The organism is Rhodococcus sp. NPDC057014, from assembly GCF_042673295.1.
Classification (GTDB): Bacteria; Actinomycetota; Actinomycetes; order Mycobacteriales; family Mycobacteriaceae; genus Rhodococcus_F.
In genome coordinates, this window is sequence record NZ_JBHUSF010000004.1 from 37,929 (window position 1) to 54,334 (window position 16,406).

The window sequence follows — 16,406 nt, forward strand, 5'->3', positions numbered from 1 at the left end:
GTACACTCGGCGCCGATGAATGGAATTCACTCGTTGTGGGAGCGCATGAGCGCCGTCAGCCCCGCGCCGGCTCCCTGGATCGTTCAGGTCACGGCGGTGGTGGCGGTGATCCTCGTCCTCGAACCGCACGCCTGGCGAATCACCCGCAATGTCGTGACCATCGTGCACGAGGGTGCGCACCTGGTGGTCGCCCTGCTGTTCGGCCGCACGTTGAAGGGGGTGCGGTTGCACTCGGACACGTCGGGTGTGGCCATCTCGTCCGGGAAACCGACCGGGCTCGGCGTGGTCCTCATGACGTTCGCCGGCTACGTGGGTCCCGCCGTTCTGGGGCTCGGCGCGGCCTGGGTGCTGGGCACCCAGCACGCGGTCGCGGTGCTGTGGATCGGTGTCGTGGCTCTCGCGGCCATGCTGATACTCGTCCGGAACCTGTACGGATTGTTCTCCCTCACAGTGGTCGGGGCGCTGCTGTTCGGGCTCGTATGGTTCGGCACGCAGGACCAGCAGGTGGCCGCGGCCTATCTGATCACGCTGTTCATGCTCGTCGCCGCCCCGCGGCCGGTCCTGGAACTGCAGCGTCAACGCGCCCGCGGCGCGGCCCCGGAGTCGGACGCGGATCAGTTGGCGCGGCTCACCCACGTTCCCGGCATCGTGTGGGTGGGATTGTCCCTACTCGTCACGCTGAGCTGTCTCGCGCTGGGTGGCTGGTGGATTCTCCGCCCCGTCGGCGGCTGAGGCGCCGTCGAGGTAGCCGGCCAGGATCGGTCCGATGACGGCCAGCGCCTCCGGGCCGGTCATCTGCGCGTGCGGGCGGTCGACGGTGTGGGCGATCACCTCCCCGCCGATCCACGGCCGCCACGTCGCGCACGCGGCCACGGGTTGGGAGCCGTCCCCGGCCGCGGCGAAGAACAGCAGGCTGCCGTCGAAGTGCCCGGGCGCGAAGTCGGCGGCGGCGTCGATGACGTCGACGTAGTCCTCGTACAACCGGGCCAACTGTTCCGGACCCAGCTGTTCCGCTGCGTCGCCCCCGAACTCCGCGAGCAATTCCGGCAGTGTCGGTACCGGGGCGCCGCGCTCCGCCGACGCGTAGCTGTCGATCATCGCCAGCACACGCACGTCCTCGCCGCACGACCGCAACTCGACCGCCATTGCGTGCGCGATCACGCCGCCCACGGAGTACCCGAGCAGGTGGTACGGCCCCCGCGGCTGCACGCGGCGGATCTCCTGCACGTAGCGTGCCGCGCGGTCCGTGATCGTCGTGAACCGGTCGCCGCCTTCGGTCACGGCGGGGGATTGCACACCCCAGACCGCGCGGCCGGGGCGCAGATGCACGGTCAATCCCGAATAGCACCAGGCCAACCCGACGGCCGGGTGGATGCAGAACAGCGGCTCCCGCTCGCCGTCCGCCCGCAGCGGCAGCAGCACCTCGAGCGCCGCGGAGACGTCGGAGGCCGCGGCGAAACTCGACGAGATCCGCGCGGCGATGCTCTCCGCGGTCGCGTCGGTGAAGAACCAGTCGAGGCGGACCTCGACGTTCGTCGATGTGTGCAGCCGCGACGCCGCCCTCGTCGCGGACAACGAGTTGCCGCCCAGCTCGAAGAAATTGTCGTCCAGCCCCACCAGTCCGGTGCCCAGCACGTCCGCGAACACCGCGGTGACCAATTTCTCGGTGCGGGTCGTCGGGGGACGGAACCGCTGCGCCCGTGGCACACCCGGATCGGGGAGCGCGCGCCGATCCAGTTTGCCGTGGGGTGTCGACGGCAGTGCCTCCAGCACCACGATCTGGTTGGGCACCATGTACCGGGGCAGTCGCTGCGCCAGTTCCGCCGACACGGCACGGGTGTCCACGTCCGCACCCGGACGCGGCACGACGTAGCCGACCAGCCGGGATCCCGTGGCAGGGGATTCGTAGACGGCCGCCGCGGACTGCGCGACGGCGGTGTTGCGGCGCAGTGCCGTCTCGATCTCCTCGAGTTCGACGCGCTGACCCCGGATCTTCACCTGGAGGTCCCGCCGGCCGAGGTAGTCGATCGTGCCGTCGCGCAGGCGACGGACCACGTCGCCGGTCCGGTACATCCGCTGACCGGGCGGCCCCCACGGATTGGCCGGGAACCGGGAGGCCGTCGTTCCCGGCTGCCCGAGATACCCGCGGGCCAACTGCGCGCCCGACAGATAGAGCTCACCCGGGACGCCGACAGGCACCGGGTGCAGCCGCGAATCCAGCACGAGCGCACCGACACCGTTCTGCGGCACACCGATCGGGACGGTCGCAGCGACAGGACCGACGACCGTGCGGGTCACGGCGACGGCCGTTTCGGTAGGGCCGTACTCGTTGTAGAGCACGGTGCCCGGGCACCGGGTGTGGAAACTGTGCGCGGTGTCCGCAGGCAGAACCTCGCCGCCGCAGGACACCTGCCGCAGTGACGTGAGATCCGCGTCGGGGATCGCGAGGATCTCGGCCAGCATCAGCGGAAGGAAGTATCCGGCGGTCACCCGGTGCCGTCCGATCAGCTCGGCGAGATGCCGGGGGTCGCGGTGGCCCTCCGGTCGGGCGATCACCAGCCGTGCACCGGCGATCAGCGGCCACCAGAATTCGCGGACTGAGGCGTCGAATGTATACTGCAGCTTGAGTATCACCGTGTCGCCGGCGCCGAGCGGGTCGGTGTCCTGCCGCCAGGTCAGGAAGCTCACCACAGCCGCATGGGTCACGACGACCCCCTTGGGGGTGCCCGTCGATCCCGACGTGTGGATCACGTACGCGGGGTTCTGTGCTCTCAGGGGAGCGGTGCGGTCGCGGTCGGAAATCGGCGACGGATCGACCCCGGACAGGTCCACCCGGTCGACGACGACGAGCCGTGTGTCCGCGGGCAGGACGTCGGCGAGGTCGAACCGATCGCGTTCGGTGGTGAGGACGACCCGCGCGTTCGACGCCCGGATGATCTGGGCGTTGCGCTGCGCGGGCTGGTCGGGGTCGATCGGCACGTACGCCGCGCCGGTTTTCGCGACCGCGTACATTGCGACGAGGAGGTCGGCGGAGCGGCGAATCGCCACACCCACCAGAGACTCCGGGCCGACACGCGCGGCGATGAGGTGGCGGGCCAGCCGATTGATCTGCCGGTCGAGTTCACAGTAGGTGAGGACGCGGTCGCCGGCGACGACGGCATCCGCGTCCGGCGACGTGGCGACGTGCCGCTCGAACAGATCGACGAGGGTCTCACCGGAGGACGGCACTGCGACGGGGACATCCGGGTCCGGATCGACGAGGGCGAGGTCGCCGACAGCCCGATGCGGGTGCGCGACAGCCTCGCTCAACGTCCGGAGGAAACGTTCCCCGAGATCCACGACCGTGTGATGGTCGAACAGATCGGTGGCGTAGGTGAACACGGCCGTGCGCCGGGTGCGTTCCGTCGACGGGCCGGGATCGGCGGTCACGGTGAGTTGCAGGTCGAATCGGGCCGACCCGGGAGGGGGAGTCGTCGCCGACACCCGCAGCCCGGGCAGGGTGAGCGGGGTGTGGTCGAGGTTCTGGAACGCCAGGGCCACCTGGAACAGGGGATTGCGGGCGCGTGACCGGGTGGGATCGAGCGCCTCGACCACGGTCTCGAACGGGACGGTGGAGTGCGCGAACGCGTCGAGGTCGTCTTCCCGTACCCGGCCGAGCAGGTCCGCGAAGCTTTCCGCCGGACTCACCTCCGTGCGCAGGACCAGGTTGTTGACGAACATGCCCACCAGTTCGTCGAGCGCCTGATCTCCGCGTCCGGCGACGGGGGTGCCGATCACGATGTCCGTGGACCCGCTCAGCTTCGCGAGCAGCACGGCGAACACGGTGTGCACCACCATGAACGGGGTGACGGCGCACGTCGACGCGGTGTGCTCGACGGCGCGATAGAGGGCGTCGTCGAGCGCGAAGTCGACGGTGCCGCCGCGGTGCGACGCGATGGCCGGATGCGGCCGGTCGGTGGGCAGCGACAACTGTTCCGGTGCACCGGACAACGTGTCCTTCCAGTACGACAGTTCCCGCGCCGCGACGGACTGCGGATCGTCGCTCTCGCCCAGCAGTTCGTGCTGCCACAGGGTGTAGTCCGTGTACTGGACGGGCAGTGGGGCCCACCGCGGCGCGTCGCCCGCGACCCGCGCCTCGTAGGCGGTCATCAGGTCGCGGACGAGCAGCGGCACCGAGAACCCGTCCGCGCTGATGTGATGGACCATGACGGCGAGCACCCACTCGTCGGCGGCGACGGCGAACAGCCGGGCGCGGATCGGCGGTTCGGCGCCCAGCGTGAAACCCCGCGACGCGAACGTCGCGACTCGTGCGGCGACGTCGCCCCGGGCCACGGGTATCGGCCGGAGGGACGGGGTGGCCCGCGCAACCGGGATCACCTGCTGGTACGCGACGCCGTCACTGTCCGGGTACAGGGTGCGCAGCGGTTCGTGCCTGCCGACCACATCCGCCACGGCCGCGGTGAGGGCGGCGATGTCGAGTGTTCCGTCGAGCCGCAGCACCATCGGGATGTTGTAGTCGGGGGAGCCGGGTGCGAGGCGGGCGAGGAACCACAGTCGTTGCTGCGCAGGCGACAGCGGCACGCGGGGCGGGCGCGGGCGCACGGTCAGGGGCACGTGCGTCGCGCCGTCGGTCTGCTCGGTGACGGCCGCCGCGAGTGCGGAGACGGTCGGGGTGTCGAACACCGCGCGCACCGGCACCGACGTCTCCAGCGCGGCACCGATCCGGGACACCGCGCGCGTCGCGGACAGCGACGTGCCGCCGAGGGCGAAGAAATTCTCGTCGCGCCCCACGAGGTCGAGCCCGAGGATCTCGGCGAACACTGCCGCCACCACCCGTTCGGCAGGTGTGTGTGGGGCCTCGAAGTCGGTTGCCGCCGGAACGGGGTCGGGCAGCGCCGAGCGGTCCAGTTTCCCGTTGACGGTGAGCGGCACGGCGTCCACCACGACGACGATCGCGGGTACCAGCGGTGCGGGCAGGCGCGTCGACGCACAGCGGATCAGCTGATCCGGATCGACCGTCTCGCCCCGCTCCGGGAGCACGTACGACACGAGTGCGTCGACACCGTCGCGCAGTTCGCGCACATCCGTCGCCGCGAACCGCACGCCCGGGTGGGTGAGGAGGGTCGCGTCGATCTCGCCGAGTTCGATCCGCACACCCCGCAATTCGACCTGCGCATCATTGCGGTACAGGTACTCGATCGACCCGTCCCGGCGCCACCGGCCGACGTCGCCGGTCCGGTACATCCGTTCCCCGGCAACGCCGAACGGGCAGGCGACGAACCGTGCGGCGGTGAGCGCGGGCCTGCGATGGTAGCCGCGCGCGACGCCCGGACCGCAGAGGTAGAGTTCGCCGGCCACCCCCGTCGGAACCGGGTGCAGGCGCGCATCCAGCAGGACCACCGCGGCGCCGCGGACCGGGTGGCCGATGGTGACCGGCTGATCGGCCACCAACGGGTCGCTGATCGTCGTCATCACCGTCGTCTCGGTCGGACCGTATCCGTTGAACAGCGACACATGTTTCTGTGGCGACCAGACTTTCACGAGTTCCGGCGGGCAGGGTTCGCCGCCCACCACGACCACCCGCAGGTCGTGCAGGTCGTGGGGATCGACCGTCGCCAGGACCGTCGGAGTGGTGAACACGTGGCTGACCCGCTCCCCGGCCAGCACTTCTGTGAGCGGATCGTCGCCCTGCACCGTCGGAGGTGTGAGCACCATGCACGCGCCCGCACCGAGAGCGAGCAGGATCTCCAGCACCGCGCCGTCGAATCCGGGGGACGACGCGTGCAGCGTGCGCGAGGCCGCCGTCACCGCGTAGCGGTCCCGCTGTTCCGCCGTGAAATCGGCGAGACCCGTGTGAGTCACCGTCACACCCTTGGGTTTTCCCGTCGAACCGGACGTGTAGATCACGTACGCCGGATGTCGCACCTCCAGCGGCCGAGAACGTTCGGAGTCCGCGATCGCGGCCGGCGAGCAGCCGCGACACTCCGTTCGGAAGTGAGGGGAGTCGAGCAGCAGCCAGTCCGTCCCGTCCGGCAGGGCCTCGCGGTCCGTGACGGTGGTCAGCCCGAGCGCGGCCCCGGAGTCGCCCAGCAGGTACTCGATCCGCGCGGCGGGGTAGCGCGGGTCCACGGGCACGAACGCGGCACCGGTCTTCGCGACGGCCCACACCGAGACGACGGACAGCGCCGAGCGCGGCAGCGTGAGAGCGACGATCGTCTCGGGTCCGGCCCCGCGCCGCATCAGCGCGCGGGCGAGACGATTCGACGCGGCATCCAGTTCGCGGTACGTCATGGTTCGGCCGTCTGCCGTCAGCGCCGGACCGTCCGGATTGGATGCGACGGCCGCGGAGAGCAGGTCGGGAAGTGTCCGTTGCGGCAATGACGCCGGGCCTTCGTGCCGTGCCTGTTTCTCCTCGCCGCCCCGGATGTCGATGTCGCCGATCACGACTGTCGGATGGGCGAGTGCGGTGTGGAGCACCCGCCGGAACCTGTCCGCGAATTCGGAAACGGTGGCCTCGTCGAACAGATCGGTGGCGTAGGTGAAGACGCAGGAGAGGGGTCCGGGGCCGCCCTGATCGTCCAGCGATTCGGTGACGGTGAGCTGGAGGTCGAATTTCGCCGTGCGCGTGTCGATCTCGACCACGGACGCGGACACCTCCGGCAGATCGACCACGACCGGTGCGGTGTTGTGATAGGCGAGCGCCAACTGGAACAGCGGATTGCGACCACGCGACCGCTCCGGCGCAACCGCCTCCACGATCTCCTCGAACGAGACGTCCGAGTGCGAGTAGGCGGCGAGGTCGACGTCCCGCACGCAGGCGAGGGCGCCGGCGAACGAGTCGTGGAGTGCGAGGTTCGTCCGCAACACCAGCGTGTTGACGAACATCCCGACGAGGTCGTCGAGTGCGCGCGGCCCGCGCCCCGCGATCGGAGTGCCGATCACGACGTCCGCACCGCCGAGCCTGGCCGCGAGAACGGCCAGCGCCGCGTGCATCACCATGAACGGGGTGGCGTCGTGGGTGCGCGCGAGGGCACGAATCCGCCGGTGCGTCTGCGCGTCGAGGGTGAACGCGACATCGGCGCCGCGGTGCGTCGCAACCGGCGGGCGGGGACGGTCGAACGGCAGGGTGAGCAGTTCGGGCATCCCGGACAGGGTCTGTGTCCAGTACGCCAGACCCGGTTGCCGGTCCCGCAATTCACGCTGCCAGAGGGCGTAGTCGGCGTAGCGGACCGGCAGTGGCGTCCACGTCGGTGTGCCACCCTGCGCCCGCGCGCGGTACGCCGTCATCACGTCCCGGGCGAGCAGTCCCAGTGAGAACCCGTCGGCACTGATGTGGTGGACGACGAGGGCGAGCACCCACTCGCCGGTGCCGACCGCGAGAAGTTCGGCGCGTACCGGGGGGTCGGCGGTGAGGTCGAATCCCGCCGCCAGCATTTCCCCCACCCGGCCGGCGGGGTCCGCCGTCTTCCGCACCGTGCACGGCGGCACGGCGGTCGCGGGGAGAACATGCTGGCACGGGATCCCGTCGTGCTCGGGATAGACGGTGCGCAGGGGTTCGTGGCGGTCGATCACATCGTGCACGGCCGCACACAAGGCCGTTTCGTCGACGGAGCCGGTGAGGCGGAGCACGACGGGAATGCTGTCGGTGGCCGAGCGTCCGTCGAGCCGGTTCAGGAACCACAGGCGCTGCTGGGCGAGGGACAGCGGCACGTGGGCGGCCGGGGCACGGGCGACCAGGGGCGCCTGCGCGGTCTCGTGTGCGCGGTCCGCGAGATACGCCGACAGTTGCGCGACCGTGGGGTGGTCGAACAGTGCGCGGAGGTCGACGGTGGTTCCCAGCGCCGCTCCGACGCGGGCGGCGGCCTGCGCCGCGGTCAGCGAGTTTCCTCCGGCGGCGAAGAAGTTGTCGCCCCGTCCCACGGACGCGGTGCCGGTCACCTCCGCGAACACGAACGCGATCACGTCCTCGGTGGGGGTGGCGGGCGGATCGGACGCAGGCCTCGCGGGCGCCGGTTCCGGCAGGGCGGCGCGATCCAGCTTTCCGCTGGACGTGACGGGCAGTTCGGGAAGCGGGACGACGGCGGAGGGGATCATGTAGGCCGGGAGCAGTCCGGCGAGACGGCCGGTGATCCGCCGCTCGTCCGGCGGTGCACCGTCCGCGGTTACGACGTACGCGATCAGCCGGTCTCCGGCGTCCCGGTCGCGATGCACGGTGACCGCCGCTCGGGTCACCGCCGGGTCGGACGTCAACGCGGTTTCGATCTCGCCGGGTTCGATGCGCTGGCCGCGGAGTTTGATCTGGAAGTCGCTGCGCCCGAGGTACTCGAGCCTGCCCGCCTCGTTCCACCGCACCACGTCGCCGGTGCGATACATCCGTCCGCCCGTTCCACCGAACGGTTCGGCGACGAAACGTTCGGCGGTCAGGTCGGGGCGTCCGGCGTAACCGCGCGCCAGGTACGCACCGGCAAGGTACAACTCGCCGCTCGTCCCGACCGGCACCGGTCGCAGCCGGCGGTCGAGCACATACGTACGTACGTTGTGGACGGGGCCGCCGAGGGAGACCGTCGCGCCGATCTCGTTGCCGTCGACCGACTCGGACGTGGCGGCCGCCGCCTCGCACGGGCCGTACCAGTTGTAGAGCGCAGCGGCACTGCGTTCCGCGAACCGTGCTGCCGTGGCAGCGGGCAGCGACTCGCCCGCCGAATACACGCGACGCACAGTCGGGGGCACCTGCGACCCGCAGTGCTCGAGGAAGGCCTCGAGCATCGACGGAACGACGTGGAGCGTCGTGATCGATTGCTGCGCTACGGTCCGCGCGAGATAGCCGGGGTCCTGGTGTCCGCCGGGCTCGGCGATCACCACCCGTGCGCCGGTGTGTAAGGGCCAGAACAGTTCCCATGCGGAGATGTCGAACGTGAGCGGCGTCTTGTGCAGCACCGCATCGGTACCGTCGAGCGGCGTCAGCGTCTGCGCCCACCGGAACTGGTTGACCATCATCGCGTGGGTCACCGTCACGCCCTTGGGTCGTCCCGTGGAACCGGACGTGTAGATCACGTACGCCGCGTTCGCCGGGCGCAGCGGTGCGCGTCTCTCGGCATCCTCGACCGGGCGGGGGTCGTATCCCGCGACGTCCAGCCGGTCGAGATCCACGACTGCGACTCCGTCCGGCACCGTGCCGTTCCCGGTACCGGACGTGAGGACCAGTGCTGCCGAGTCGAGTACGAGGGTGGTGCGTCCGAGCGGATGCTCGAGGTCCACGGGCAGGTACGCGCCGCCGGCCTTCAGCACCGCGTGCAGCGCGACGAGCAGCCGAATCGAACGGGGAACCGCCACCCCGACGACGCTTTCCGGTCCCACGCCCCTCGCCGCGAGATACCGGGCCAGCCGGTTCACCCGTGCGTCGAACTCCTTGTACGTCAACCGATCCGCGCCGAACACCACCGCCACGGCACCGGGCGAACGCTGGACCTGCGCGTCGAACAGGTCCACCAGGGTGGCCGAGGGCACCGGTGCGTCCGTCGCGTTCCAGGTGCGCAGCACCCGCTCCCGCTCCGCCGCACCGAGAAGATCGAGGTCGCCGATTCCGACGTGCGGATCCCGGCAGATGCCGTCGAGCACGCGGCCGACCCGCGCGAGCAGGGCCTCGCCGTCGTATCGGTGTGACCTGCATTTCGCCGTCAGCCGCAGGGTCGGGGCCGCGGTCACCGCGAGCGTCACGGCGTAGTGCGAGGCATCGTGTGCGCGAACGCCGTCCAGGATCAGACCGTCCAGAGGTTCCGGCAGCGCGGTGCGATCCACGGGGTACGACTCGAACGCGACCAGCGTGTCGAACAGGGGCGTCACCCCGGCCGCCCGCTGAATGTCTGCGAGGCCCAGCCAGTGGTGTTCGAGGAGGCGAACGTGCTCGGCCTGCAGCCGGGTGAGCAGGGTGGCCACGTCGACGCCGGGATCGAGTGGGATCCGCACGGGGACGGTGTTGACGAACAATCCCACCGCGCTCTCCACGCCGGCGAGTTCCGGGGGCCTGCCGGAGACGGCCTCCCCGATCACGACGTCGTCGCGTCCGGTCGCCTGCCCGAGGACGATCCCCCAGGCCGCCTTCACGATGGTGCTCAGCGTGACTCCGAGTTCGCTCGCGCGGGCCGTCAGCGTCCGGGTGTCCTCCTCGCTCATCTCCAGCACCGACTCGGACGGGGTGGGGGCGTCGTCCGCCGGGGCGGCCCGCTCGGTGATGCCGTCGAGCGCAGCGGCCCACGCCCGCGCCGAGGCGTCGGTGTCCCTCGCCGCGAGCCACTCCAGGAAATCGCGATACGGGCTCGAATCCGGCCGCTCGGTGCGGGAGTCACCGCGTCGGTAGGCGGTGAAGAGTTCACGCACCAACAGCGGCATGGACCAGCCGTCCAGCACGATGTGGTGGGCGGTGATCGCCAATTCGGCACGGTCCGGCCCCTGCGACAGCAGCGTGAAGCGAACCAGCGGTGGGGTCGACAGGTCGAATCGGGTGGTGCGGTCGTCGAGCAGGATCTCCTCGGCGTCGCGGTCGGTGACGTCGACGTGCCGCCACCGCGGCGGAACGTCGCCGAGTACGAGTTGCACCGGGACGCCGCGACCGTCGCGCACGAACGCGGTGCGCAGATTCGCGTGCCCCGCGAGGACGGCGCTGCACGCGTTTCGGAGCCGGTCCCGGTCGAGGTGCCCGGACAGGCTCAGGACCACCTGCATCGCGTACGGATCGCCCTCCGCACCTGCGAGCGCCGCGTGGAACAGCAGCCCCGACTGCAACGGCGTCAGCGGCCACACGTCGAGCAGGCCCGGACGGTCGCGTTCCCATTCCTCGATGTCCTCGCGGCCCACCGCGACCAGCGGCAGATCTGACGGAGTGAGCCCACTTCTGTGCCGAGAACGCGCCACCGCGGCGAGGGCCGTCAGCGCCTGCTCCCACAGATCGGCCAGAGCCCGTACGTCCTCGGCCGCAATCGCACCCGTCGGGAACGCGAACGTGGCGTCGAGGACGCCCTGACTGCTGAACGCGGTGATGTCGATCAGCGCGGTGACCGGCATCGACGGTTCGGCCGAGGAGAACACGGCGGTGCCGTCCCGCACCGGCCGCCAATCACGTTCGGACTCAGCGTTGTCGAGTCGTCCGAGATAATTGAACGCGATCTGGCCGGTCTCGTCCCCCGGACGCCGCAGCAGGCCGTAGCCGACGCCCTTGTCGGGCACCGCCCGCAACTGTTCCTTCACCACCGTGACGGCGGTGCCGGCGTCGTCCAGGTCGAGGCCCTCCAGATCGAGGCGGATCGGAAAAATACTGGTGAACCACCCGACGGTGCGGGACAGATCGGCGCCGGGCAGTACCGCCTCCTCGCGGCCGTGGCCCTCGAGCCGGATCGTCGGCGCCGTGGCCGGTCGACCGCGGCGACGTTGCCACTGCGCGAGCGCGAGGGCGAGGGCGGTGAGCAGGGCGTCGTTGACCTCACAGCGGAAGGCGGCCGGAAGGTCGATGAGGACCGAGTGCATTGCGGAGGTTCTCGTGTGGATCCGGTCCACCGTCGAATTCACGTCACGTCGTGGGTCGAGTGGCCGGGTGCCGAGCGGCGGATCCTCCGCCGCGGTCATGGCGCGCCAGAAGGGCAGTTCGGACCTGCGGCCGGGGCGCTGCGCCTCCTCGGCCAGTCCGTGCGACCACCGGCGCAGCGACGTGCCGACAGGGGGAAGGCCGGGCGACGCTCCCGATTCGAGTTGCGCCCACACGTCGGCGAGGTCGCCGATCAGGATTCGCCACGAGACTCCGTCGATCACCAGGTGATGCGCGACGAAGAGCAGCCGCCCACGACGGGTGGTATCAGCCGCTCCGGGATCGAGCCAGATGCACTGCATCATCACGCCCGCAACTGGATTCAGCCGCCGGACCGCGGTCTCGTGCTCGTCCCGCGTCCGCTGCGCGGGGTCGGTGTCGACGGGGAGCGCGACCCGCGTGATCGTGTCGTCCGGCAGCGGTGTGCCGGCCGGGCTCACCGTGAGGAACGCCGTCCCGTCGGTGTGGCGTCCGAGGCGCGCCCGCAGCGCGTCGTGCCGATCGACGACGGCGCCGATCACCGTGTGCAGTTTCTGCGCGTCCACACCCCGTGGCAATTCCACCACCACGGCCTGGGCATACCGGTCGACCACCCCGACGCGGTCGAGGAGGAACCGGGCCGCCGGGGTGAGCGGCATCTCGCCGATCCCGCCGCCGGGAAGCTCCTCGAGGGTCGGTCCGCTTCGGTCGTCGCGGGCGACGACGCTGAGCCGGGAGATGGTCCGCTGCTCGAACACGTCGCGGGGGGTGAACGAGATTCCGGCGCTCCTTGCGCGGGAGGACAGTTGGATCGCCATGATGCTGTCGCCGCCGAGCGCGAAGAACGACTCGTCCACACCGAAATCGGACGTCCCGAGGACGTCGGCGTAGAGGGCATGGAGCGTCCGTTCCCGGTCGCCCTCGGGAGCAACCCTGATCGACGGCCGGGCGTGCGGCTCGGGGAGTGCCGCGCGGTCCAGCTTGCCGGACGGGGTCAGCGGAAGGTGGGGGAGCACGACGACCTCGGCAGACACGAGATGCGGGGGCAGTTCGGCGGTGAGGAACGACAGCAACTCCCGCTCCGTCGCAGTGTCGGCGCTCACGTACGACACGAGCCGATCACCGGTGGCCTGTGAGCGAATCACGGTGACGGCGAACCGAACCGCCGGATGCCGGCGGAGCGTGGCGTCGATCTCCCCGGGCTCGACGCGCAGGCCCCGGAGGTTCACCTGCTCGTCGCTGCGGCCGAGGTACTCGAGTTCGTGGTCGCGGGTCCAGCGGACCGTGTCGCCGGTGCGGTACATGCGGGTGCCCGGCGGTCCGTACGGATCGGCGACGAACCGTTCCGATGTCTGCCGGGCCTTGCGGTGATACCCGCGGGCAAGGGCGGCCCCCGCGACGTACAGTTCACCCGCCACGCCGACCGGGACCGGGCGGAGCCGGTGGTCGAGGACCACCACCCTGGTGCCGTCGATCGGCCGGCCGATGGTGACCGGTGCGGAGCCGTGGAGCGGGTCGCTGACGGTCGCCATGACGGTCGTCTCCGCCGGGCCGTAGGCGTCGATCATCCGGCATCGGGACGCCCACCGCGACACCAGTTCCGGTGGGCACGCCTCCCCGGCGACGACCAGGGTGCGCAGACCTTCGACGTCGGCGGGCTCCATCGATGCCAGCACCGACGGGGTGAGCACCGCGTGGGTGACTGTTTCGGTGGTCATCAGCTGCGCCAGAGGGGATCCGCCGGATGCCGCGGGCGGAGCGACGACCAGTGCGGCACCGGAACCGAAGGCCATCAGCATCTCGAAGACCGAGGCGTCGAAACTCGGCGACGCGACGTGCAGAACCCTCGCCGACCGGTCGAGGTCGAGTCGGATACGCTGCGTGGAGACCAGATTCGCGATCCCGCGGTGCGTGACCACCACCCCCTTGGGGGTGCCGGTCGATCCGGACGTGTAGATGAGATACGCGGCGTCGTCGAGTCGTGTTGCCGGCGTGCGGAAACCGGGTCCTCCGGAGCGGGCACCCTCGCCGAGCAGCAGCCATTCGGTGCCGTCCGGCAACGTCGAGGCGAACTCCGCGGAGGTCAACCCGATCGTCGCGCGGGAGTCGTCGAGCATGTGCCGAATACGCGGCGCCGGGTACGTCGGGTCCACCGGCAGGAATCCAGCTCCCGTCTTCGCGACGGCCCAGACCGCGCAGAGATAGTCGAAGGACCGGGGGAACGCCAGCGCCACGACGTCGCCGAGCCCGACGCCGAACCGTGCCAGCGTCGCCGCGATCCGATCCGACCGCTCGTCGAGCTCCCGGTAGGTGACCTTCCGGCCGGCGCAGACGACGGCCGTCGCGTCCGGGTCCCGGGCGGCAGCAGCGCGGAACACGTCGGCGAGAGTGACCGGCACACTGTCCGGCGGTCCGGGGCAGGGGACCAGCGCCGCCGTTTCGTTCTCCGTGAGGACGGGGAGAGTACCGATCGGGTGCGCGGTCTCGGCGTCGAGGAAGCGCTGGAAGTACCGCAGGAATCTCGTGTGGTGACCGTCCAGCTCTTCCTGCGAATACAGGCGCGGATTCGCCTTGAAGTCCAGGTGCACGCGTCCGTGGGGTCCGGAGCGGTACAGGTTCACCAGCAGGTCCTCGATCGGACCCGAAGACAGCACATGCAAGTGACTCCGCAGGGAACCGAGTTCGAGTTCCTCCGGAAACAGCATGATGTTCACGGCGGGGCCGAACAGTCGCGGCCCGGACAGCGCGTCTCCCACATCGGCGCGGATATCCTCGTGCCGGTACCGCTGATGCCGCAGGGCACCCGACATCACGAGACGCGTGCGGGCCACCAGATCACCGACGGTGGCCGTCCCCGCACCCGGGATCCGCAGCGGCACAATATTGGACACCATCCCGCCGGACCGGCGCAGCGCCGCCGTCGTGCGAGCCGACACCGGCAGGCTGAGCGTGACGTCGTCCTGGCCGGTCATGCGCGCCAGGTAGCCGGCGACCGCGCAGACCGTGAGTGTCGCAGGATTGACCCCGTGCGCGGCCGCGCATTTCTCCAGCCGATCGACCAGTTCGGTGGACAACGTTCCGCTGACGTCCCGGGAACCGGCGGCCGCAGGCGCGGAGTCGCGCGCGAGGGTGCTCGGGCGGGTGACGCCACGCATCGTGGAGGTCCAGTACGCCCGGTCGGCGTCGCGGCGGGTCGAGTCACGGTAGTCGATCTCGAGGTCGTGAATGCGTCGCAGGCCGAGTGTTCTGCTCGCGGGCGGCGGCAGTCCGTGCACCGCGGCCGTGTAGAGCGCGGCGATCCGATAGACCATGGTGATGGACCCGAAACCGTCCAGCGCGACGTGGTGGGCGCGCGAATACCAGAAGTAATGGTCGCGTCCGACGTGAAGAACGAACGAGACCGTCAGACGGTCGCGCCGGACGTCGATCGGATCGGCGGACTCGGCGCGCATCCACGCATGCGCCGACGTTTCGGGTTCCGGAGCGTCCCGGAAGTCGACGTAGCCGACGGTCGCCTCGAGACTCGGATCCACCCACTGCTGCGGTTGCCCGTCGACCTCCGTGATCTGCAGGAAGAACGACTCGAACTCGGCGGCGGCGCGAGCACACGCCGACGCGAGAGCGCCACGGTTCAACGCGCCGCGGATATCGACGTACTGGGCGACCGACACGGGAACCGCAGGGTCGACGCGCTGCGCGAGCCACATCCCCATCTGTGCGGGCGACAGCGGATAGGCGCGCGCCGGCGAGTCTCCGGGACCAATCGGGGTCGGTGAACTCATCGCTGACTTCTTAGGAACGTCTAGATACTGCTACTTCCGGTTGCAGTTGAGCGATCACGCCACCTCGTCCTCACCGCCCGCAGCGACTTTCCGCAGGCCACGGTAGGCGCCCTCCGGCGTCTGCCGCCCCGCGACGACCGCCTCGACCTCCGCGGCGATGGGCATGTCCACGTTGTAGTCGCGGGCCAACTCCATCACGGTGGGCGCAGTCTTGACGCCCTCGGCCACCTGCCCCAGCTTGGCGACGGCCTCTTCGACGGTCATGCCGCGGGCAATGAATTCGCCCACCCGCCGGTTGCGGGAAGTCGGGGCCATACACGTGGCGATCAGGTCTCCGACGCCGGTGAGCCCGGCGAACGTCCGCGGGTTCGCACCCATCGCCTCACCCAGCCGGGTCATCTCGGCCAGCCCGCGTGCGAGGACCATCGCGCGCGTGTTGTCGCCGACGTCCAGCCCGTCGGCCATCCCCGACGCAATGGCCACGATGTTCTTCAGCACACCACCGAGTTCGCAGCCCAGCACATCGGTGTTCCGGTACACGCGGAACACCGCCGACGCGAACAACGGCTGCAACGCGGTCGCCACCCGGACGTCCTGGGTGGCGACGACCGACGCCGCCGCAAGTCCGTCGACGATCTCCCGCGCAATATTGGGACCGGCGAGAAGCCCGACCGGATGCCCCGGCAGGCACTCGGCGATCACCTCGGTGGGCCGCAACCGTGTTCCCGGCTCCAGCCCCTTCGCCAGCGACAGCACCGGCACCCACGCCCGCACCTCGTTGGCGATCTGAGTAAGCGTGCTGCGGACCGCATGCGACGGCACCCCGACCACGAGAACGTCGGCTTCGTGCGCCGCTTCCACCAGGTCGGCCGTCGAGCGCATGGAGTCGGGGAGCGCCCGCTCGCCGAGATAGCGGGAGTTGCGATGCTCGGTATTGATCTCGTCCGCGGTATCCGAATTCCGCGCCCACAGCAGCGTCGGTGTGTTGCGGGCGGCGAGACCGGCCACCGTCGTTCCCCACGAACCGGCGCCGAGCACGACGACGCGTACCGGCCGGGCCATTACCG

Annotated in this window: 3 protein-coding genes; 1 reads left to right on the forward strand and 2 read right to left on the reverse strand. The window is 70.4% G+C overall.

Annotation, left to right across the window (positions count from 1 at the left end; translation table 11 throughout):
* The first annotated feature begins 15 nt into the window (after positions 1-15).
* Entirely contained in the window at positions 16-732 is a 717-nt protein-coding gene (locus tag ACFTZB_RS01590) for a M50 family metallopeptidase (protein WP_378429793.1), read from the forward strand.
* On the opposite strand, the gene ACFTZB_RS01595 is transcribed toward ACFTZB_RS01590, so the two are convergent.
* Together ACFTZB_RS01595 and ACFTZB_RS01600 are read right to left on the reverse strand one after the other, a co-directional pair.
* Positions 667-15,339, reverse strand: coding sequence for an amino acid adenylation domain-containing protein (locus ACFTZB_RS01595; protein WP_378429794.1), 14,673 nt, complete (start codon positions 15,337-15,339; stop codon positions 667-669). The two genes, ACFTZB_RS01590 and ACFTZB_RS01595, sit on opposite strands and share 66 nt — an antisense overlap.
* A 54-nt stretch (positions 15,340-15,393) precedes the next feature.
* Positions 15,394-16,401, reverse strand: coding sequence for an NAD(P)H-dependent glycerol-3-phosphate dehydrogenase (locus ACFTZB_RS01600; RefSeq protein WP_378429795.1), 1,008 nt, complete (start codon positions 16,399-16,401; stop codon positions 15,394-15,396).
* Positions 16,402-16,406: the final 5 nt, after the last annotated feature.